This window comes from Pantoea rwandensis (assembly GCF_002095475.1).
GTDB classification, from domain to species: domain Bacteria; phylum Pseudomonadota; class Gammaproteobacteria; order Enterobacterales; family Enterobacteriaceae; genus Pantoea; species Pantoea rwandensis.
Map to the genome: position 1 here is coordinate 44,940 of NZ_MLFR01000022.1, position 20,779 is coordinate 65,718.

19 protein-coding genes are annotated in these 20,779 nt (G+C 50.8%); 6 read left to right on the forward strand and 13 right to left on the reverse strand.

Annotated elements, in window-relative coordinates; genetic code table 11:
* Positions 1-8 precede the first annotated feature (8 nt).
* Positions 9-1,265, reverse strand: coding sequence for an MATE family efflux transporter (locus HA51_RS18660; protein WP_084936092.1), 1,257 nt, complete (start codon positions 1,263-1,265; stop codon positions 9-11).
* Positions 1,266-1,792: 527 nt separating this feature from the next.
* Here HA51_RS18660 and HA51_RS18665 point away from each other — a divergent pair.
* Positions 1,793-2,188 (forward strand): transposase, encoded by a 396-nt coding sequence (locus HA51_RS18665; protein ID WP_084936093.1) that lies wholly within the window; start codon positions 1,793-1,795, stop codon positions 2,186-2,188.
* A gap of 899 nt (positions 2,189-3,087) precedes the next feature.
* On the opposite strand, the gene HA51_RS18670 is transcribed toward HA51_RS18665, so the two are convergent.
* Positions 3,088-4,041 carry a DMT family transporter gene (locus HA51_RS18670; RefSeq protein ID WP_084936094.1) on the reverse strand — a complete coding sequence of 318 codons (954 nt, stop codon included), beginning with the start codon at positions 4,039-4,041 and terminating at the stop codon, positions 3,088-3,090.
* A 72-nt stretch (positions 4,042-4,113) separates the two neighbouring features.
* The gene (locus HA51_RS18675; protein WP_084936095.1) at positions 4,114-4,944 is read right to left on the reverse strand and encodes an AraC family transcriptional regulator; all 831 of its coding nucleotides are present in this window, start codon (positions 4,942-4,944) and stop codon (positions 4,114-4,116) included.
* 124 nt (positions 4,945-5,068) lie between these two features.
* Between HA51_RS18675 and HA51_RS18680 the strand changes: the two genes are divergently transcribed.
* On the forward strand, positions 5,069-5,596 hold the full coding sequence (locus tag HA51_RS18680; RefSeq protein WP_084936096.1) for an isochorismatase family protein: 528 nt from the start codon (positions 5,069-5,071) through the stop codon (positions 5,594-5,596).
* 183 nt (positions 5,597-5,779) lie between these two features.
* On the opposite strand, the gene ssb1 is transcribed toward HA51_RS18680, so the two are convergent.
* Complete coding sequence (ssb1, locus tag HA51_RS18685; RefSeq protein ID WP_084936097.1) at positions 5,780-6,331, reverse strand: single-stranded DNA-binding protein SSB1; 552 nt, start codon at positions 6,329-6,331, stop codon at positions 5,780-5,782.
* Positions 6,332-6,553: 222 nt separating this feature from the next.
* On the opposite strand from ssb1, the gene uvrA reads away from it, so the two are divergent.
* Both uvrA and HA51_RS18695 read left to right on the forward strand, forming a co-directional pair.
* Positions 6,554-9,385, forward strand: coding sequence for an excinuclease ABC subunit UvrA (gene uvrA / locus HA51_RS18690; RefSeq protein WP_084936098.1), 2,832 nt, complete (start codon positions 6,554-6,556; stop codon positions 9,383-9,385).
* Positions 9,386-9,676: 291 nt separating this feature from the next.
* Positions 9,677-10,741 (forward strand): NAD(P)-dependent alcohol dehydrogenase, encoded by a 1,065-nt coding sequence (locus HA51_RS18695; RefSeq protein WP_084936099.1) that lies wholly within the window; start codon positions 9,677-9,679, stop codon positions 10,739-10,741.
* Here the strand turns inward: HA51_RS18695 and HA51_RS18700 are convergent, their stop codons facing one another.
* From HA51_RS18700 to dnaB, 5 genes are all read right to left on the reverse strand, one after another.
* Entirely contained in the window at positions 10,742-11,098 is a 357-nt protein-coding gene (locus HA51_RS18700) for an MmcQ/YjbR family DNA-binding protein (protein ID WP_084936100.1), read from the reverse strand. It abuts the gene before it with no gap.
* Positions 11,099-11,280: 182 nt separating this feature from the next.
* A complete protein-coding gene (locus HA51_RS18705) occupies positions 11,281-12,474 on the reverse strand; it encodes an amino acid aminotransferase (RefSeq protein ID WP_139810702.1) in 1,194 nt (397 codons plus the stop codon).
* Positions 12,475-12,522: 48 nt separating this feature from the next.
* Positions 12,523-13,137: a YitT family protein gene (locus HA51_RS18710; RefSeq protein ID WP_084936102.1), complete on the reverse strand. Its 615-nt coding sequence runs from the start codon at positions 13,135-13,137 to the stop codon at positions 12,523-12,525.
* Between the two features lie 230 nt (positions 13,138-13,367).
* The gene (locus tag HA51_RS18715; RefSeq protein ID WP_084936103.1) at positions 13,368-13,859 is read right to left on the reverse strand and encodes an Lrp/AsnC family transcriptional regulator; all 492 of its coding nucleotides are present in this window, start codon (positions 13,857-13,859) and stop codon (positions 13,368-13,370) included.
* Positions 13,860-13,987: 128 nt separating this feature from the next.
* Entirely contained in the window at positions 13,988-15,394 is a 1,407-nt protein-coding gene (dnaB, locus tag HA51_RS18720; protein ID WP_084936104.1) for a replicative DNA helicase, read from the reverse strand.
* A 73-nt stretch (positions 15,395-15,467) separates the two neighbouring features.
* Here dnaB and HA51_RS18725 point away from each other — a divergent pair, with 73 nt between their 5' ends.
* Positions 15,468-16,451: a quinone oxidoreductase gene (locus tag HA51_RS18725; protein WP_084936105.1), complete on the forward strand. Its 984-nt coding sequence runs from the start codon at positions 15,468-15,470 to the stop codon at positions 16,449-16,451.
* A gap of 185 nt (positions 16,452-16,636) precedes the next feature.
* Here the strand turns inward: HA51_RS18725 and pspG are convergent, their stop codons facing one another.
* From pspG to HA51_RS18740, 3 genes are all read right to left on the reverse strand, one after another.
* Positions 16,637-16,903, reverse strand: coding sequence for an envelope stress response protein PspG (pspG, locus tag HA51_RS18730; RefSeq protein ID WP_084936106.1), 267 nt, complete (start codon positions 16,901-16,903; stop codon positions 16,637-16,639).
* A gap of 253 nt (positions 16,904-17,156) precedes the next feature.
* Complete coding sequence (gene dusA, locus HA51_RS18735; protein WP_084936107.1) at positions 17,157-18,152, reverse strand: tRNA dihydrouridine(20/20a) synthase DusA; 996 nt, start codon at positions 18,150-18,152, stop codon at positions 17,157-17,159.
* Between the two features lie 93 nt (positions 18,153-18,245).
* On the reverse strand, positions 18,246-19,496 hold the full coding sequence (locus tag HA51_RS18740; protein WP_084936108.1) for a conjugal transfer protein TraF: 1,251 nt from the start codon (positions 19,494-19,496) through the stop codon (positions 18,246-18,248).
* A 453-nt stretch (positions 19,497-19,949) separates the two neighbouring features.
* Here HA51_RS18740 and zur point away from each other — a divergent pair, with 453 nt between their 5' ends.
* Positions 19,950-20,468: a zinc uptake transcriptional repressor Zur gene (zur, locus tag HA51_RS18745; RefSeq protein ID WP_084936109.1), complete on the forward strand. Its 519-nt coding sequence runs from the start codon at positions 19,950-19,952 to the stop codon at positions 20,466-20,468.
* Positions 20,469-20,538: 70 nt separating this feature from the next.
* Here zur and HA51_RS18750 read toward each other — a convergent pair whose 3' ends face one another.
* The gene (locus tag HA51_RS18750) at positions 20,539-20,751 is read right to left on the reverse strand and encodes a CsbD family protein (RefSeq protein ID WP_084936110.1); all 213 of its coding nucleotides are present in this window, start codon (positions 20,749-20,751) and stop codon (positions 20,539-20,541) included.
* Between the last annotated feature and the right edge of the window lie 28 nt (positions 20,752-20,779).

Below are 20,779 nucleotides of genomic sequence, written 5' to 3' on the forward strand. Positions count from 1 at the left end.
ATCGGACCTCATTTGTAGGTTTTGTAGTTGAGTGAGGAAACTTGAATCTTCTGAATGACGCCGTTATTGAAGAAGTAATTCATTACGGTGAGGGACAGTAGTTCAGAGATAAAGACGCTCCAGGCGGCACCCATGATGCCGTAGCCTTGGATCAGCCACCATGACAGCGGCAGACTGATCACCATCAGGCAAATAATCTTCTTCAGCAGATAGTTAAATCCGCCCTCTTTAACCATGTAGCGATACGCTACGGTCCCCATTGCCGAAAAGCAGGTTGCTAACGACAGTAACGTAATGAGACTCCCTGACTGTGTGTACTCGTGACCATACAAAGCGATGACGATTTTTTCGCCATACAGCGCAATCACCGCTAATAACAACAATGAAACACCCATAACATAGCCGTTCAGCCGCGCAGTGAGCTTGATGGCGGCTGCTCCACGCTCCCGAAAGATCTCCGAGAAGCAGGAAGTGATGATGGCTACCGGGATGAAAATCCACGAAGCCGAGATAGTATTGGCAGCGGCAAACAGGCCAAGATCGCGAGCTGATGCAATATTGGCGAGAAACATCTGCGCCGCCTTCACTTGTACGGAGATGAAAATACTAGAGATGGCCAGGGGCAATCCGGCGTAGAGCAGATAACGCAGATAGCTATTGCGCTTCTCCTGTGGCGGAGCAATGTCCTGGTTTTCGCGATAGAAATTGAATCGCTTTATAACATAGGGCACCAGCGTCACGGCTACGATAGACAAGGTCAACCACAGCGGATTGAGATGGAGCCAGGCAATCGTGAAACTCATGCCAAAGCCCAACAGCAGACCGACCGAGTTAGCCACAGTATTCAGGCGGGATGCCAGACGAGCGTTGTTGTATACGCTGAATGTATCCTGAGTGACAAATACCGAAGAAATAAACGAGGCCAAGGCAAACGCGAGGAAGTTTTCCTGCATGTTGTACCAAACCCAAATCAAGACAGGGATTGAGGTAAGCAACAGCAGAACCATGCGCATATTGCGCGCTACGGTCATCAACCGCAGGCCTTTCGGTGCACTTTTACTGATACGTTTAAAAAGGATGGTTTCCGTGCCAAAAATCGCCACGGTCTGCACCATCGAAAACAACGAGGTAGAAAACGCCATTTGGCCGAAGATGGTTGGGCCAAAGGATTTTGCCACGTAGGAGGTCACAAATATGACGCCGAAAACCGAGACGATCTTCTCAGACATCATCCAGGCGGCATTAGACATTACGCTCAATTTCATTGACTGATCCTTAGTATTACTTACAGCAACTGCCTTTCGGTACAACGTCCTTGAAATGAATTAACAAGCGCTCAGTGGGCCTAGCGTGAATTAATAACTTCAAACCAAACTGGTCCGAAAAATGAGACTCGTGTCAGGATTCTTTTAATGAATTCAGGAAAATTCCGATTAAACCTGGCGCGAAACTCTGCGGATGTAAACGATTTCAACGTTAATCTGAAGAAAAAGTTTGCTGGCACAGCCTGTGGTTTTTACAAACAGGTTATGCCGGATTTCCAATGATTGTAGTATTTTTCTGCATTTGGGATGGAATGAATCTATATCAAAAACCTAAAGCCAGGAAGGCGTTCGGCGGCATTCATAATAAAATAAGATTTATCCCATGATGATATTTATTCTAAATAACTTAATTTAACCCTCGCAATTCTAATCGCGCACTTTAATACTGCATTAATACTCTTTTTGCAGTACCAGATATTAATACAGTAATTCTCATCCACTAATTGATAAGAAAGGTAAGAGCATTTATGAGAAAGTCACGATATAGCGAAGAGCAAATCACAAATGCCATTAAAGCTTCTGAAACAGGAGTGAAAGTCAGGGAGATTTGTGAGGAGCTGGGCATCTCCGAGGCCACCTTCTATAGCTGGAAGAAAAAGTTTTCTGGGCTTTCTTCCGAAGAAGGTAGAAAAATCAAAGAACTGGAGGATCAGTTGCAAAATCTTTCCCGCGAACTGCAGTCACTGAGTTCCGATAAGGAGATGCTGCAAAGCGTGCTGAAAAACTTCTTCACCACAAATGAAAAGCGTCAGGCCGTTAACTTCCTGCAAACCACCTTCGACATCGGAACACGTCGTAGCTGCCGCTTGCTGGATATTAGTCGCAGCGTTTACCACTATCCTTCAGGTTCCGATAATCGCTAACTCCATTAAGACCGTTGTTATTTGACTTAATGCTGAGATTTGTTCTTACCAGAAGAGATGAAGATCATTTAATTCGGCGTTCGCAACATAACAATTCGCACCATTTTTTCCTGATGATTATCATCGCGGAATTGCTTCCTTTTTTGCGGTAAAATTGATTCACATCAGCAAAAGTCTCTCTATTCAAGCCATTTAGACGCAGCCCAATCTCATTACGGTGAGATTGGTGCTGCGTTTATTACTTTACCAATATTAATACTCAGACCTAAATGCAGATAATTCTGTTAAGCATTCATGAACAACGGCATGTAACCGCTCACACAATGACTCTTTTTTTCATTGGACCTGTCACTTTCCGAAACTATCAGACTGTACATTTTGCGTAGACGCCCTCCTACATAACATCACCAGGATTGATCCGGAACGAAAAGATTATTACGTCTAAACAATAACGACAAAAAACGTAACGAAAAACGAATACACCCACTCAATTCATCGCTGTCTTTAATCATTTTTTTCTACGAGATGTGCGAATGTTTCTTAATGCGAGAGTAAGATCTTGAGCAAAACATGGCTTTTAGCAGCAAAATTCAGTGCCAAATCGCAGTAAAAGTGCAGATAAAACACCTATTCAGGCCGCTTTTCGCTCATTCTTTCACCCGCTATAAACCGTTTCACGGGCATGTTGTCAGTCCCTTGGCGCCTCAACAGGAGCGAGCTGAAGCATCCGTTATGCCAAAGTGAGGCAAAATTGCAGGAGGAAAACAGGGGAATCGTTATATTGGGGGAGCTAGACCGGCAAGAAATGACGCGACAGGCGGTAAAAAGGATTGGTCAAATTCTTAAAAACCATGAAGAAAGCGCTGCTGGCCACCTCGCCAGCAGCAATGAAAGAAGCGCTAAATAGCGCTGACCTGCGGCTGGGGTTTGATGCGCATAGCATAAATAACCCCAACGATCAGGCAGCCAATGCCGATGCCGGTCAACAGCGGCGGCCAGCTTTGTCGCCATAGAAAGGTCCACAGCAATCCAGCCAATGTTTCGAACACTATTAAAGGTCCCATGATCACCGTTGGCACACGTTGGCTGGCCGCATTCCAACACAGCGTACCGAGCCAGGAGCAAATCAGCCCAATCCCCATCATTAAAAGCAGATAACGGGTTGGCTGCGGCCCGAACGGCAACGCAAAGTCAGGCTGTTGCCAATGAAGCTGACCACAAACCAACAAATAGAACACCAGCGCCAAAGGTAACGTCACCAATCCTTGCGCGGTCGCCCAGCTGGCAGGTTTGTGCTGGGCATGAGATCGAAGCCAAATACCGTTGCGCAGTGGGTACCATGTCCAGCAAGCCACCGCCAGTACGGCTAGCACTAAACCCGAAAGATAACGCGCCCAGTCTACATTCGGCCCCTGCATGTGTAATTCAGCGATATTCACACATGCCAGACCGGCGACGATAATAAGCAATGCAGGGAACAGCTTGCGCCAGGAAAGACGCCCTTCAAGATGGCCATAGCAGAGATTCGCCGTCACCGTGATCACCACCGGTAGCGTGCCAATGATCATGGTCGAAATGGGCGCGCCGGTACGCTGAATCGCGCTGGCAAGAAAAGCGTAATAAAGAAGATTTCCTACAAGGGACAGTTTCAGTGCTTCCAGCCAATCATTGCGCGCCAGCTGACGTAAACGACGACGATCAAACCACGCCAATGGCAGGACGACCAGACCAAAAGCCACATAGCGACCAGCCGATTGCAACGTGCCCGGATAGTCCGGTATCAACAACGGCCCAATGAAAATCAGTCCCCACATCAGCCCTGCGGCAAGGGCAAACAAGATTCCAGCAAACATTCTCTTTTCCTTTATAACCTTTCCGGCGCAGTGTGGCGTAACCAGATAATAAAGGCTTGTAGCAGATTGCGGTTAACGTGAGGGAAATACTTGTTTTTGATAACGTCCTGGCGTGATGCCATAGCGATGGGCAAAAGCGCGCGTGAGATGTGCCTGGTCAGTCAATCCAACGGCTGCTGCAACCGAAGCTGCGCTTTCTCCCATCCCTAGACGTTGCTTAGCGTCGAACAGGCGAAAAGCCATCAACATTTGATGCGGCGTGACATGGAAGTGCTGTTTGAAACTGCGGAGAAAATGCCACGGCGACAGCGACGCCAGTGCGGCCAGCTCCTCAAGCCGAACCGGCTCCGCCAGGTTTTCGCGCAGATAGGCTTTAACACCATCAAAGCGGTGGGCGCCCTCTTCGGGTCGGGATTTTCCCTGATGTGCCAGCGGACGCAATAGCTCAAGCAGTTCCAGCAACAGACTCTCGCGTTCCAGTGCACTGGTGGCATAGCACATCTGCGCCAGTCGTTGGGAGAACGGCTGTGCCAGGCGGACATACGTGCGTAGCGCTTCACTAAACCACCAGTGACGATCGCCCGTAAGTCGCTCCATCTCCTGTGGATCAATATAGATCATGCGATAACGCCAGCCCTCATCACAGGCCGATTCCCCGGTATGCAGCTCATCAGGGTTCATCATTACCAGCGAATGCCGGGGTGCCGTGTAATGTGTGCCGCGGTAGCGAAAGCGCTGTGCACCCGATTCAATGGTGCCGATACCAAAGGCTTCGTGCGTATGCGGCTCAAAGGCGTAACGCGAGATGTGCGCCTGATACAGCTCGATGCCGGGCAATTCAGCAAAATGCTGGAATTGCGCTTGATCGCACTTATCAGGAAAGATTTCCGGAACCACCTTCATGTCACACCTCTTAACAACAGGTAAATTAGCATGCGCGGCAGCGAGCTGAAATGCAAAGCGGATTTGCTTTACCTGCGGGCGCAACAATCGCGATACTGTGTTCTTGTATATAAAGGAGGCGGTGATGGCTAATCGGGTTTTAGTGGTAGTGGATATGCAAAACGGCGTGCTGGCTTCGCCACGTTTCGATCGTGACGGACGGTGTCAGCGTATCAATCAGCTCACAGCGGCTGCAGATCAGGTCATTTTTATCCAGCACGTTGGGCCAGACCTCGAAGTGAACAGCGAAGGCTGGCAGATCGTGCCGGAATTGGATCAGCCAGCCAACGCGCTCTACGTTAATAAGACCGCCTGTGACAGCTTCTGGCAGACCGACCTGGCGGCTCAGCTTGATCAACATGGCATTGAAAGCTTTGTGGTTTGCGGTTGCGCGACCGATTACTGTGTGGATACGACGATCAAGGTTGGTGCGAGCTTGGGTTATCACATCACCGTTGCCGCCGATGCGCACACCACAGCCGATCGTACTTATGTCTCCGCACAGCAGCAGATCAATCAGCACAACGAAATCTGGGCGGATTTAATTTTGCCGGGCAACCCGGTGTTAGTACGTGATACTGAGGAAGTCCTGCGCCAGTGGCGACCGCATTAAAGGCCGAGGTTACGCCGCCCTTGATGTCTCGACGAAAAACGTACCAACTCACTGGCGACTCGATCCTGCGGATGAATTTTTCAAGGTTATCTAACAAGCGTGATAACGCTGCCGACTGAATGAATCTTGCAAGACAAAAAAGCCCCGGAAACCGGGGCTTAAATTTGATAAGGGGACGCAAGCTTAGAATGGGATATCGTCGTCAAAGTCCATTGGCGGTTCATTGTTCGCCGGTGCGCTCTGCTGCTGCGGACGCTGCTGTGCGCCGCCGCTGAACTGGTTGCCGCCTTGCGGCGGCTGCTGAGGTTGCTGTGGCTGGCCCCAACCGTTGTTGTTACCGCCACCCTGGCCGCCCGCTGGTGCGCCACCTGCATTTGCGCCTTGCTGACGTCCGCCCAGCATTTGCATGGTGCCGCCAACGTTCACCACAACTTCAGTGGTGTATTTTTCCTGGCCGCCCTGATCTTGCCATTTACGGGTGCGCAGTTGGCCTTCAATGTAGACCTGAGAACCTTTACGCAGATACTCACCAGCGACTTCTGCCAGCTTGCCGAACAGCACCACACGATGCCATTCAGTGATCTCTTTGTTTTCACCGGTTTGCTTGTCGCGCCAGCTTTCCGACGTGGCCAGCGTAATGTTGGCTACCGCGCCACCATTAGGCATGTAGCGCACTTCCGGATCCTGACCCAGATTCCCGACTAGAATCACTTTGTTTACGCCACGACTGGCCATGTTGCTGTCTCCCGATGAGTTGATGCTAAAAGTCTAAGCCAAAAATTGTATCACGTCACAATGACGGTGCCCACTTCAGAGCAGGCTCGCAATTTTTATTCGGCACACAGAATAGCAAAAACACTGGATATTTATTCAGTTTATTTTTTGTGCCATACTAACGCGTTTCTGCTGGTCGTGCTGGCAAGGCATGGCGAGTGTTGTTCAATCCGGGAAAGGTGAATGGATAAGATCGAAGTCCGCGGTGCTCGCACCCATAATTTGAAGAATATCAACCTGATCATCCCTCGCGATAAGCTGATTGTGGTCACCGGTCTGTCGGGTTCCGGTAAGTCTTCTCTGGCGTTTGATACGTTGTATGCAGAAGGTCAGCGCCGCTATGTTGAATCGCTCTCGGCCTATGCGCGTCAGTTTCTTTCATTAATGGAGAAACCGGACGTCGACCATATTGAAGGTCTGTCGCCCGCCATCTCTATTGAGCAGAAATCAACTTCTCATAACCCGCGTTCTACGGTCGGGACCATAACCGAAATCCATGACTACCTGCGTTTGCTGTTTGCCCGTGTGGGTGAACCGCGCTGCCCGGATCACGATGTTCCGCTGGCAGCACAGACCGTGAGCCAGATGGTGGATCAGGTCATGGCGCAGGAAGAAGGCCGCCGTCTGATGTTACTGGCGCCAGTGGTGAAAGATCGTAAAGGCGAACACACCAAAACGCTGGAAAACCTCGCAGCTCAAGGCTACATCCGTGCTCGTATTGATGGCGAGGTTTGTGATCTGTCCGATCCGCCAAAGCTGGAACTGCAGAAGAAGCACACCATTGAAGTCGTCGTGGACCGCTTCCGTGTGCGTGATGACCTGGCAACGCGTTTGGCCGAATCCTTTGAAACCACGTTGGCACTGAGTGGTGGTACCGCCATCGTGGCGGATATGGACGACAATAAAGCCGAAGAGTTACTGTTCTCAGCTAACTTTGCCTGCCCAATCTGTGGCTACAGTATGAGTGAACTGGAACCGCGACTGTTTTCCTTCAACAACCCGGCCGGTGCCTGCCCAACCTGCGATGGTTTAGGCGTACAACAATATTTTGATCCCGATCGCGTGGTGCAAAATCCCGAGCTTTCGCTGGCTGGCGGTGCGATTCGTGGTTGGGATCGCCGCAATTTCTATTACTTCCAGATGCTGCGCTCGCTGGCAGAGCATCTGGATTTCGATGTCGAAGCGCCGTTTAACAGCCTGAGCGACAAAGCGCGCGAAGTGATTCTGTACGGTTCTGGCAAAGAGAATATCGAATTTAAATACATCAACGATCGCGGTGACACTTCGGTACGCCGCCATCCGTTTGAAGGCGTGCTGCACAACATGGAGCGCCGCTATAAAGAAACCGAATCCAATGCGGTTCGCGAAGAACTGGCGAAATTCATCAGCAATCGCTCTTGTACCAGTTGCGAAGGTACACGCCTACGACGTGAAGCGCGTCATGTGTTCGTTGAGAACACCAACCTGCCGACCATTTCTGAGATGAGCATCGGCCATGCCACCGACTTCTTCCGCAACCTGAAACTGAGCGGACAGCGTGCGCAAATTGCCGAAAAAATCCTGAAAGAGATCGGTGACCGCCTGAGCTTCCTGGTTAACGTTGGGCTTAATTACCTCTCAATGTCACGCTCGGCAGAGACCCTCTCCGGCGGTGAAGCACAGCGTATTCGTCTGGCAAGCCAGATTGGTGCGGGGCTGGTGGGCGTCATGTACGTGCTGGATGAACCCTCCATCGGCCTGCATCAGCGCGACAATGAACGTTTGCTCGGCACACTGATTCACTTACGCGATCTCGGTAATACGGTGATTGTGGTCGAGCACGATGAAGATGCCATTCGCGCAGCAGACCACGTCATTGATATCGGACCCGGCGCTGGCGTGCATGGCGGGCAAGTGGTTGCGGAAGGTGACGTGAATGCCATCATGGCGAACGAAGCTTCTCTGACTGGCCAATATTTGAGTGGCAAGCGCGAAATTGCTATCCCGCAGCAACGTGTGAAAGGCGATCCCGCAAAAGTGCTGAAACTCACCGGTGCGCGTGGTAACAACCTGAAGGATGTCACACTGACGATCCCGGTTGGCCTGTTTACCTGTATCACCGGCGTCTCCGGTTCCGGCAAATCCACGTTAATTAACGATACGCTGTTCCCGATCGCTCAGCGTCAGCTCAACGGCGCGACCACTACGGAAGTGGCACCTTATCGTGAAATCGCCGGTCTGGAACATTTCGATAAAGTGATCGATATCGACCAGAGCCCCATCGGTCGTACGCCGCGCTCGAACCCGGCCACTTACACCGGCATCTTCACTCCGGTACGTGAGCTGTTTGCCGGTGTACCTGAAGCACGTTCACGTGGTTACAATCCAGGACGCTTCAGCTTCAACGTGCGTGGTGGCCGCTGCGAAGCCTGTCAGGGCGATGGCGTGATCAAGGTTGAGATGCACTTTCTTCCTGATGTTTATGTCCCTTGCGATCAGTGCAAAGGTAAACGCTATAACCGTGAAACGCTGGAGATTAAATACAAAGGCAAAGGCATTCACGAAGTGCTGGATATGACCATCGAAGAGGCGCGTGAATTCTTTGATGCCGTGCCTGCGCTGGCGCGTAAACTGCAAACGCTGATCGATGTCGGCCTGTCCTATATTCGCCTCGGTCAGTCTGCAACCACATTGTCGGGCGGTGAAGCGCAGCGCGTTAAGCTGGCGCGTGAGCTGTCGAAACGCGGCACCGGGCAGACGCTCTATATCCTTGATGAGCCAACCACCGGCCTGCACTTTGCTGATATTCAGCAGTTGCTGGAAGTGCTGCATCAGTTGCGCGATCAGGGTAATACTATCGTGGTGATTGAGCACAACCTCGACGTCATTAAAACAGCTGACTGGATTGTCGATTTGGGTCCTGAGGGTGGCAGCGGCGGCGGTGAAATCCTGGTTGCGGGCACGCCAGAAACCGTGGCGGAGTGTGAGAAATCCCACACTGCCCGCTTCCTCAAGCCGATGTTGAAGAAGAAGTAAAATTGAAGGCCCGCAGTGCGGGCCTTCTCATTTCTTTCGATACACAGGCGCCGCTTCTGCCAGTTTAACAGCCTAATATTGCAGCTCTTCAAGCCTGATATCTGGCTGTCAGATTCCGCAGCAAAATGCAGAAACAGGCAAGAATAAGACAACTTCAGGCATATACGCCTTCTCCCTCGCTGACTATCCTTACACAGTTCCTTTTTGGCGTAGCTCAAAGCGCCTTTGTCCCTTCAGCTCACTGAACGGGATCCCGCAAAAAAACTCACGACACACCCGACTGGAGACACCATGAATATTACGCATGCCTATGCCGCACAGGACGCGAAATCAAAACTCGCCCCGTTCGACTATAAGCCGCGCGAGCTGCGCGCTCATGATGTGCAGATTGAAGTGTTGTACTGTGGCGTTTGCCACTCTGACCTGCACCAAGCGCGCAACGAATGGAAAAACACCATTTTCCCGGTAGTGCCTGGCCATGAGATCGTGGGCCGCGTAACAGCGGTTGGCGCTCACACCCACAAATACAAAGTGGGTGACCTGGTAGGTGTTGGTTGTTTAGTTGACTCCTGCCGCAGCTGCCCAAGCTGTCAGGAAGGATTAGAGCAATATTGCGAAAACGGCTTTGTGGGCACCTATAACGGTGAAGACCGTGAAACCGGCGCCATCACTTACGGCGGCTATTCCACTGCGATGGTAGTGGATGAGAACTATGTACTGCGAGTGCCGGAAAATCTCGATCTGGCAGGTGTGGCACCGCTGCTGTGTGCGGGAATCACCACCTATTCCCCGCTGCGCCACTGGAATGTCGGTCCGGGTAAAAAAGTGGGCATCGTAGGGCTTGGCGGCCTCGGTCACATGGGTGTGAAAATCGCGCATGCCATGGGCGCACATGTCGTGCTGTTCACCACTTCGCCGTCAAAAATTGAAGATGGCAAACGCTTAGGCGCTGATGAAGTTGTCATTTCGAAAGATGCTGATCAAATGGCGCAGCATGCCAACAGCTTTGATTTCATCTTGAATACCGTTGCGGCTCAACACGATCTCAATCCGTTCATCACCCTGTTGAAGCTGGATGGCAATATGACACTGGTGGGTGCACCGGAGCACGATCACCCAGCACCGCAAGTGTTCAACCTGATCTTTAAGCGTCGCAGCATCGCAGGTTCATTGATTGGTGGCATTGCGGAAACTCAGGAGATGCTGGATTTCTGCGGTGAGCACGGTATCACTTCCGATATCGAACTGATCGCCATGAACCAGATTAACGAAGCCTACGAACGTATGCTGAAAAGCGACGTGAAATACCGCTTCGTTATTGATATCAACTCGTTGCGTGAAGAGTCTGCGGCTTAATTAGCGCGAACCTTCATCATGGCTGATGCCCGCCGCGCGCGTGGCGTCAGCCTGTTGCAAAGACGCTTCCACCAGATAATAGATCTGCGAATCTTTCAACGATCCGTCTAACCATAGCGTGCTCCAGTGCGACTTATTGAGATGCTCGCTGGGAAACACATCGCTGTGCTCTTCACGCAATAAATCGGCCAGCGCAGGCGAGGTTTTTAACGACAGCGCCGGCCGCCCTTTCGCATCATGCACCATGGCAAATAGCACGCCATCGCTTTTAATCTGCGTAGCATCCCATTCATTCTTATAGCTTTGCTCCGCGCCTGGCTTGCTCATGCAAAAAGTCAGTAAATCCGAAGTGTTCATACTGTTATCCCCTTACTCATTGGGCAGATAGCTGCACGGCATTGCGCCAGCCAGAATCGTCAAGTCACTCCGTTTAAGTGTGCAGCATGTCGCCAAAAGGTAAAGGAAACCGCGTCAGATTACTGGCATAAAAAAACCGTCAGCCCTTACAGAATGACGGTTTTTATCTACTGCGCGGAGAATTACATTACGGCAGCAAAAGCTTCAGCAACCTGATTAACGTTACGGCTGTTCAGGCCCGCCACGCACATACGGCCGCTGGCGATCAGGTAGACACCAAACTCATCACGCAGGCGATCAACCTGCTGAGCGCTCAAACCGGTGTAACTGAACATGCCGCGCTGCTTCAGCAGATAATCGAAGTTTTTGCCCGGCAGCTTGGTGCTCAATACGTTGACCAGCGATTGACGCATTTCGATGATGCGCAGACGCATCGCTTCCACTTCGGCCAGCCAGTTGTTCAACAGCGCTTCATCGTTGAGTACGCATGAAACCACCTGCGCACCAAAGTTTGGTGGGCTGGAGTAATTGCGACGTACGGTCGCTTTCAACTGACCCAACACGCGTGATGACTCTTCTGCACTCTCACACACGATTGACAGGCCGCCAACGCGCTCGCCATACAGCGAGAAGATTTTAGAGAACGAGTTGCTGACCAGCGCCGGCAAGCCCGCAGCAGCAATCGCGCGAATCGCGTAAGCATCCTGTTCCATACCCGCGCCAAAGCCCTGATAAGCGATATCCAGGAACGGAATCAGTTCCTGCGCTTTCAGTACTTCGGTGGTTTCATCCCACTGTGCGTTTGTGAGATCCGCACCCGTCGGGTTGTGGCAGCATGGGTGCAGCAGCACGATGGATTGCTTCGGCAGCGTTTTCAGCTTGGCAATAAACGCATCAAACTTCACGCCGTTGGTCTCTTCGTCGTACCACGGATAAGTCTGCGCGTCGAAGCCTGCACCGTTGAAAATCGCGATGTGGTTTTCCCAGGTCGGATCGCTCACCCACACGTTGGAATGCGGGAAGTAACGCTTGAGGAAATCCGCACCCACTTTCAGTGCACCAGATCCACCCAGCGTCTGGATGGAAGCAATGCGACCGGCTTGCAGCATCGGATGTTCTTTGCCAAACAGCAGCGGTGCGATCGCGTTACGGTATGGGCCCAAGCCTTCCATCGGCAGATAAAGCGATGCCTGATGCGGCTGTGCCTGTAGGCGCTCTTCTGCTGCGGCAACCGCTTGCAACTGAGGAATGATGCCCGCCTCGTTGTAATAGAGGCCGATGCTCAGATTCACTTTGTTGTCACGTGGGTCCTGTTTGAAGGTTTCCATCAGCGACAGAATTGGATCGCCAGCATAAGCATCAACGTTTTGAAACACGGTGCAGATCTCCATGATTGGTCATTAATAGTCGGTAAAGAGGCGTCATTAAACCATGTAGCGGCCGGGACGATGATTCATTGCGATGATGAGATTGAGGATCACCGCGCCCGCAATAGAGGCCAAAAGTATCGGCAGCGACACCACGAACAGCGATGCGAGTACCACGCAGGTATCCACCGCCATTTGCAGTTTGCCGGCGCGCAGACCGATGCGGTCCTGCAGCCATAGCGCCAAAATGTTGATACCGCCGAGACTGGCTTTGTGACGAAACAACACTATAAACCCAATCCCCATCACCACGTTACCGAACAATGTCGCATAAAACGGATTTAGCGCAGAAAAATGGATGAACATCGGATGCAAGTGCGTGAACAGTGAAACCAGCCCCACCGCGCAGAACGTTTTGATGGTGAATTCCCAGCCCATGCGGCGCACTGCCAGCCAGTAAAACGGCAGGTTAATCAGGAAGAATGCACTGCCAAAAGAGAGGTGTGTCAGATAGCTAATCAAGAATGCGATACCTGCGGTGCTGCCGGTGAGCGCGCCCGCTTGTTTCAGCATCATCACGCCAAAGGAGACCATTAAAGTGCCGAGCACTATCGCCAGTGCGTCTTCAATCAGTGAATGAGGGACTTTGGTGGGTTGAACAACGTTATCCATGGATTAATCTCAGTGCAAATGATGCGGTTCAAATGCAAAAAACGCACCACATAGGTGACATTAAGTCGCCACCTATGGGGTGCCAGCGATTATCCAATTGATATCTAAGGCGCTTTTATTGCAGGTTTTTGTGCACCAACCTAAACATCATTCGTTGATTCATGCACAAATCTGTATTCCGGTGCGCGTTTTTTGCATATATCGTGCGTTAATTGCACCAGATTAGCACATCATGCACTTTTTTGGCGCGTTTTGTGCTCGGGGATAATCATCAACCCATTTTCTTTTAAACGGCTCAACACCACGGAGGTTTTCACATGGGCCACGCTTTGATGGCCCGCAACGAGTTGACTGATTAGCGCACTGAGCGAGGCTAAATCGGCAACCGCCACTTTCAGTAGATAATCCGCATCGCCGGTGGTTTTGAAGGCATCTACAATGGCATCCTCCTCTTCCACCATGCGATGAAAACTCTCTTCGTAATCCGGGGTGTGATTTTTTAGACGTACCTCAATCAACCCGACCATACCCAAGCCGACGGCATCGGGCGAGAGCCGTGCGTGATAGCCGAGAATGAGGTTTGCTTGTTCGAGATTGATGCGGCGGCGTGAACATTGAGACGCCGAAAGACCGACTAAATCACTGAGTTCCTGATTGGTAAGGCGGCCGTTAGATTGTAATAATGTCAATATCTTAAGGTCGTAATCGTCTACCTGAGTCATTCTGTTTCCACAGCGTTATAGGGTGCGCTTTGGTACAGATAACCTGATTAAAGCCAAGGTTGTCCAACACTATTTTCTGATGACGTGAAATGCATGCACAAATCGTGCATGCATACGCTAGGAGAGGATTATTCGTCGTCGTAAGACGGGCCTGCGTAGTTATCAAAACGCGACCACTGCCCATTAAAGGTCAATCGTACTGTGCCGATCGGGCCGTTACGTTGCTTACCCAGAATGATCTCGGCGATGCCTTTGAGATCGCTGTTTTCGTGATAGACCTCATCTCGATAGATGAACATGATCAAGTCAGCATCCTGCTCGATCGAACCGGACTCACGAAGATCCGAGTTGACTGGACGTTTGTCGGCGCGTTGCTCCAATGAGCGGTTCAGCTGCGACAGCGCCACCACCGGCACATTGAGCTCTTTCGCCAACGCTTTAAGCGAGCGCGAGATCTCTGCGATTTCCAGCGTACGGTTATCCGACAGCGCCGGTACGCGCATCAACTGCAGATAGTCGATCATGATCAGACTTAAGCCGCCATTCTCACGAAACACGCGACGCGCGCGCGAACGCACTTCTGTCGGCGTCAGGCCGGAAGAATCATCGATAAACATGTTCTTCTTCTCAAGCAAGATCCCCATGGTGGCAGAGATGCGCGCCCAGTCTTCATCTTCCAGCTGGCCGGTACGAATCCGCGTTTGATCCACGCGAGACAATGAGGCCAACATACGCATCATCAGCTGTTCGCTGGGCATCTCCAGGCTGAATATCAGCACCGGTTTTTCTTGCAGCATCGCGGCGTTTTCGCACAGGTTCATGGCGAAGGTGGTTTTACCCATCGACGGTCGCGCCGCCACAATGATCAAATCTGAACCCTGCAAACCGGCGGTCTTTTTGTTTAGATCCTGATAGCCAGTATCCACTCCGGTTACACCATCGTGCGGGGTCGATACCAGCGCTTCAATACGCGAGACCGTGGCTTCCAGAATTTGCTCGATGTTCTGCGGACCTTCCGCTTTATTGGCCCGCTGTTCTGCAATCTTGAAGACGTTGGATTCTGCGAAATCGAGCAAATCTTCACTGCTGCGCCCTTGCGGATCGTAACCGGCATCAGCAATTTGATTCGCTACCGAGATCATTTGTCGCACAACGGCACGTTCACGAACGATATCAGCATAAGCGCCGATATTCGCCGCACTTGGCGTGTTTTTCGCCAATTCTGCCAGATAAGCAAAGCCACCGGCCATCTCCAGCTCGCCCAATGTTTCCAGCGATTCAGACAGGGTGATTAAGTCAATCGGCTGGCCCATTTCCAGCAAACGCTGCATCTCAGAGAAGATCATACGGTGCGAACGGTTGAAGAAATCATCCGCCACTACGCGCTCGGAGACGTTATCCCAGCGTTCGTTATCCAGCATCAACCCACCGAGCACCGACTGCTCCGCTTCAATAGAGTGCGGCGGCATTTTCACGCCTTCCAGCTGACGATCGCGGGGTTCGTTGGATTTGTTGGTGGGTTTATTTCCTGCCATAGTGAATGCATTACCGATCGTGAAAGGGACGCGCAAGTATACCGTCCCAGGATGAACAATCACAGGAGTCAGAATGGCAAAGCGTATTCAGTTCAACCAACACGGTGGCCCGGAGGTACTGCAATGGGTCGATTTTGAGCTGGCCGATCCCGCCGAGCATGAAGTTCAGGTCGAAAACAAGGCGATTGGCATCAATTATATCGACACCTATGTGCGCAGCGGGCTCTATCCGGTTGCAGCTTTCCCGTCCGGGCTCGGCACAGAAGCCGCAGGCGTGGTGAAACGTATTGGCTCAGGCGTGACACGCTTCAAGCCAGGCGACCGTGTGGTGTATTGCCAGGCTGCGCAGGGTGCCTACAGCGAAGTGCATAACGTGGCGGAAGCTCGCCTGGTGATCCTGCCGGAAAGCATCAGCTTTGAACAAGGCGCAGCCTCCTTTTTGAAAGGCTTAACCGTGCAGTATTTGCTGCGTCAGACCTACAAAGTGAAAGCCGATGAGATCTTCCTGTTCCATGCCGCCGCGGGCGGTGTTGGCCTAATCGCCTGTCAGTGGGCTAAAGCGCTGGGCGCACATCTGATTGGTACGGTGGGTTCCGCCGAAAAAGCGCAGATTGCAAAAAATGCTGGCGCCTGGGCAACCATTAACTATCGCGAAGAGAATATTGCACAGCGCGTCAGTGAACTGACCAACGGCGAAAAAGTCGCGGTAGTGTATGACTCGGTGGGTAAAGATACCTGGGAACCCTCACTCGATAGCCTGCGTCGTCATGGCTTAATGGTGAGTTTTGGTAATGCCTCGGGGCCCGTCACCGGCGTTGACCTTGGTATTTTGAACAAGAAAGGGTCGCTGTTTGTCACGCGCCCTTCGCTGTTTGGCTACATCACCAATCGCCAGGAACTGGATAGCGCCAGCAATGAGTTGTTCTCATTAATTGCCAGCCGAGCAATTCAGTTAAAAGTGCCTGAAGAACAGAAGTTTGCCTTGAGTGATGCGGTGCGCGCCCATCAGGTTCTGGAGAGCCGCGCGACGCAAGGTTCCAGCTTGCTGATTCCGTAAAAGTTAAGGGCTTCCCGAAGGAAGCCCTTTTTTTCTTTCTTTTTATAGTTCGCGCTGGTGTAGGGTCAGCGGCGATGAATTCGTTTTGAATTACTTTACGCATCCTGACAGAAAACATAAGTAAAAAATATGTTTAAATGCAGATTCGTACTAAGCAATTATTGAGTCTGTGATCGCTCCCGCATTTAACGCCAGCCATCTCTTTCTAACTTACTGATTTTTCTTTTCAGCTTATTCAATTTAACCTCACCAGATGGCGTCATGAATGCGCGATAGAGCCAAACCACTACCACCGCCAACACTAACCATGGCAACAATTTAATAACAATCGCCAATAATCCACCCAAGAACATCAATACGGTGGCGACAATCAATGCGGCGATAACCCCCAGCAGCGAGACACCGGTCAACAACAGCATCAGAAAAAAGCCGATAACAAATAAAATTTCCACGAAGGCTCTCCTATGTAAGTCACGTAGAGTGCATTACAAGATACGTGCCAAGGTAGATATCGCATTAATTCATTGAATTTTATGGAAGATTTAAAAAACAGAATAGAGGCGCGTGATGAAATTCACTAATAGATGGTGTAATAAAAACCTCTGTCACTGAACGGCACAATGCATTGCGTGCATCTGAGCGTATTGCCGCTGTAGGCAAGCGCGATGTATCGCGCTGCTACATGAATTAATCAATCTTTGGGAATTATGCTTCCTGTGGAATTTTATCTGCGACCAGTGCCAACGCCGCTTCAAGCACGCGCACGTCAGCGCCCGGCTTATGAGCATTTTCGCTTAAATGACGGCGCCACTGACGGGCACCCGGAATACCCTGGAATAGACCCAGCATATGACGCGTTACGTGGCCCAGATAGGTCCCTTTGCTCAGTTCAGCTTCAATGTAAGGATACATTGAGCGCACCACCGCGACCGGATCGACTAACGGGGTATCACGGCCAAACAACTCACGATCCACTTGCGCCAGAATGCCAGGGTTTTGATAAGCTTCGCGGCCCATCATCACGCCATCCATATGCTGTAAATGCACTTTCGCTTCTTCCAGCGTCTTAATGCCGCCATTGATGGCCATGGTGAGTGCAGGAAAATCACGCTTTAGCTGATAAACACGCGGGTAGTCCAGCGGTGGAATTTCGCGATTCTCTTTCGGACTTAGTCCAGAAAGCCATGCCTTGCGGGCATGAATAATAAAAGTGTCACAGTTGCCTTTTTCAGCGACTGTGCCAATGAAATCACACAGGAATTCATAGCTATCCTGCTCATCAATACCAATGCGGGTTTTCACTGTCACCGGAATGCTCACCACATCGCGCATTGCTTTGATGCAGTCAGCAACCAAGGCTGCATCCCCCATCAGGCAGGCGCCAAAACGACCATTCTGGACGCGATCGGATGGACAGCCCACATTGAGGTTGACCTCATCATAGCCCCGCTCTTCAGCCAGCTTCGCGCACTGCGCTAACGCCGCAGGATCGCTGCCGCCGAGCTGTAATGCGAGTGGGTGCTCCGCTTCGCTGTATGCGAGATAATCGCCTTTACCGTGAATGATGGCTCCCGTGGTCACCATTTCGGTATACAGCAGCGTATCGCCGCTCAGTTGACGGTGAAAATAACGACAGTGGCGATCGGTCCAGTCCAGCATCGGGGCGATTGAAAAACGTTGCGAAGAGAAAGTATCGGTCATGAAACGCAGCAAATCCGGTGTTAGTTAATGATGAGAAACTGCGCAATCATATCACAGCAAGAACGGGCGACACAGCCGCCCGTTTTGAAGGGTTTAGAAGTTAAAGCCGAGCTGCAACATGCCGCCCCAGGTATTGTCGTCACCCACGGAACCGGCAAGATCCAGATGCACCGTATTGTTGAAAGGTGAGACACCTAAACCAGCGGTAAAGACATTGGTATCATTTGATTTCATATCTGCGCGATAACCGGCACGCAGCGCCAACCAATCTAAGACCCGATATTCAGCACCTACGCCCGCATACTGGCTGCTCTCTTCAGACTTAAACCTTTTGGTTTCAGTGAGATCCACATCACCAGCTAGCGTGAACGCACCATAATTCCATGCTACGCCGGAAGTCACCAGCGGACGGATCTGGTAAGTATCGCGATAGCCTTCAACGGTTTTGGTTTCAAGATCGCGCGAAATCAAGTTCTGGCCAGTCACACCGACAGTCCAGTGTTCACCAAAATCAGTCGCAACACCCGCATCGATGTTGAACCCGGTATCTGAACTGCGGAATTCGCTGTTGTTGATGTTACTTTTATCGAAGTTATAAATACTGGCGGTGTAGTTGTAGAGCCAGGTTTTTTGCAGCTTAGGTGTCACGCCAACGGAAACCGGATGGCCGGCGATATCAAACTCATGCGCCAGTGCAACACCATAGTCGGTGACTAATGCCGCCAGACCATGACCGCTTGAGCTCAGTTTATCCTGATCGCCCGGCAAGGGAATCACGGTGCCGTTAGCAACACCGCGCAGATAGGTAATATCGCTATCCACCACGTTAGCCTGCACACTGGCTGTACCGTAGGCTTTGGTAATGAAGGCAAAAGGCAGCGTTTCATTTGGTACCGTAACGGCAAAAGCGACACCCGCAGTACCATGCGCTTTATCACCTTTTAAGCCATCAAGCTGATTCGCCATATCACCAGCCGCAGCCTTTAATTCCGGATAACCTCTTAAATAATCAGCAAAAGTTAGGTTATCGATTACATCTTTATAGCGATCAACACTGTCTGAAATGTCATCCACTTTGTTAATTAATTTGTCTTTATCCGTAACCTGAACACCGGCTGAAGGAAAAATGATGCTGACGTTATCTTCAGGTTTGGCTTTGGTCATCAATGCCGGGTTAGCCAGCACCGCCGAACTCCAGGTGGAGGATGCTACGCCAGTGCCACCCATCGCATCGTTACGTGCGTCATACCATGTACCCGCTGCCAGAGCTGAAGAAGAAAGAAATACTGCATTCAAACCAATAAGATAAGCTACTTTTTTGCGCCTGAATAATGTCTTCACCATGAGCCTGCCATCACCTTTGAAATGTCGCTGAATAACTCAGAAACGAAACAGTTTAGTTAGCCACTATTCTGAACGCTGGCTAACGCATCATTGCTGTGAATTAAAAGGAAATAGCGCTGCTATTCGCAGAATTGGCTGCAGAGTCACCATTCTGCTGTTTTGTTATGCAGAAAAATAAACAATGAGTAAATTGAGACCAAAAATTACTTAAGGTCTTTTGAACCTTAGACGCTAACTTGGTGAGTTGCAAAGCAAAAAAAGGACAAGTTTTATGCTATCTGGCTGATTTAACTGAGGGGACGAAATGTGAGTGTGGGACGACATTGAAATAACCGTAAAGGTAATCTTTTGATTAGAAGGGATTTTTCTGACTCATTTCAGGATAAAAAGCAATCACAGCAGGGTAAAAGTTTGTGTGATAAAATAACATCGCCTGCAACCTGGAGAACGCTTATGTCTAACCTCACGCCCGAACAACTGCTCACTCAGGCAGAATCACTTTGCCTTGACCGTGGCGTGCGCCTGACGACTCAACGCGCTGAAGTGCTGCGCCTGATGGCTGAACAAAATGGTTCGATTAGTGCCTATGATCTTTTGGACCAGTTACGTATTAGCGAGCCGCAGGCAAAACCTCCGACGATTTACCGTGCTCTGGACTTCCTGTTAGAACAAGGTTTTATCCACCGGGTCGAGTCAAACAATAGCTATGTCGTCTGCCACCACTTTGATGAGCCCGCTCATACCTCTGTCATGCTGGTATGCGATGGCTGCGCCGCTGTCAGTGAAAAACATGCTCATGGGGTGGAAAAGATCATTGCCGGGCTAGCAGATCAGGCAGGATTCTCGCTTAAACACACTGTGATTGAAGCGCATGGATTATGCGAAAATTGTGCAGAAAGAGCAGCTTGCAAGCATCATGATAGCTGCGATCATGATCATGAAGTGGAAAACAAAAAGAAGTACAGGAAGTGATGGATGGCACATCCTTGTGCCGTGCCGACGGGTGATCGGCGGGGTAGGAACACATCTTAATCAGGCTGAATTACCAGCGATAATCCTTGTTGTGACTTTCCCAGTCTTTCACTTCGCTCTCAGCTTGATCTTTAGCGTAGCCGTATCGTTCCTGGATTTTACCGACAAGCTGGTCACGCTTACCTTCAATCACGGTAAGATCATCATCCGTCAGCTTGCCCCATTTTTCCTTAAACTTACCTTTGAACTGCTTCCAGTTACCGCTCACTTCGTCTTTGTTCATAATAATCCTCCACGTCATCCTGAGTGAG

What these genes read in the sequence shown, in the direction of transcription:
- HA51_RS18660 (WP_084936092.1), bottom strand. Translation starts at nt 1,265, where the DNA reads ATGAAATTGAGCGTAATGTCTAATGCCGCCTGGATGATGTCTGAGAAG.
- HA51_RS18665 (WP_084936093.1), top strand. Translation starts at nt 1,793, where the DNA reads ATGAGAAAGTCACGATATAGCGAAGAGCAAATCACAAATGCCATTAAA.
- HA51_RS18670 (WP_084936094.1), bottom strand. Translation starts at nt 4,041, where the DNA reads ATGTTTGCTGGAATCTTGTTTGCCCTTGCCGCAGGGCTGATGTGGGGA.
- HA51_RS18675 (WP_084936095.1), bottom strand. Translation starts at nt 4,944, where the DNA reads ATGAAGGTGGTTCCGGAAATCTTTCCTGATAAGTGCGATCAAGCGCAA.
- HA51_RS18680 (WP_084936096.1), top strand. Translation starts at nt 5,069, where the DNA reads ATGGCTAATCGGGTTTTAGTGGTAGTGGATATGCAAAACGGCGTGCTG.
- ssb1 (WP_084936097.1), bottom strand. Translation starts at nt 6,331, where the DNA reads ATGGCCAGTCGTGGCGTAAACAAAGTGATTCTAGTCGGGAATCTGGGT.
- uvrA (WP_084936098.1), top strand. Translation starts at nt 6,554, where the DNA reads ATGGATAAGATCGAAGTCCGCGGTGCTCGCACCCATAATTTGAAGAAT.
- HA51_RS18695 (WP_084936099.1), top strand. Translation starts at nt 9,677, where the DNA reads ATGAATATTACGCATGCCTATGCCGCACAGGACGCGAAATCAAAACTC.
- HA51_RS18700 (WP_084936100.1), bottom strand. Translation starts at nt 11,098, where the DNA reads ATGAACACTTCGGATTTACTGACTTTTTGCATGAGCAAGCCAGGCGCG.
- HA51_RS18710 (WP_084936102.1), bottom strand. Translation starts at nt 13,137, where the DNA reads ATGGATAACGTTGTTCAACCCACCAAAGTCCCTCATTCACTGATTGAA.
- HA51_RS18715 (WP_084936103.1), bottom strand. Translation starts at nt 13,859, where the DNA reads ATGACTCAGGTAGACGATTACGACCTTAAGATATTGACATTATTACAA.
- dnaB (WP_084936104.1), bottom strand. Translation starts at nt 15,394, where the DNA reads ATGGCAGGAAATAAACCCACCAACAAATCCAACGAACCCCGCGATCGT.
- HA51_RS18725 (WP_084936105.1), top strand. Translation starts at nt 15,468, where the DNA reads ATGGCAAAGCGTATTCAGTTCAACCAACACGGTGGCCCGGAGGTACTG.
- dusA (WP_084936107.1), bottom strand. Translation starts at nt 18,152, where the DNA reads ATGACCGATACTTTCTCTTCGCAACGTTTTTCAATCGCCCCGATGCTG.
- HA51_RS18740 (WP_084936108.1), bottom strand. Translation starts at nt 19,496, where the DNA reads ATGGTGAAGACATTATTCAGGCGCAAAAAAGTAGCTTATCTTATTGGT.
- zur (WP_084936109.1), top strand. Translation starts at nt 19,950, where the DNA reads ATGTCTAACCTCACGCCCGAACAACTGCTCACTCAGGCAGAATCACTT.
- HA51_RS18750 (WP_084936110.1), bottom strand. Translation starts at nt 20,751, where the DNA reads ATGAACAAAGACGAAGTGAGCGGTAACTGGAAGCAGTTCAAAGGTAAG.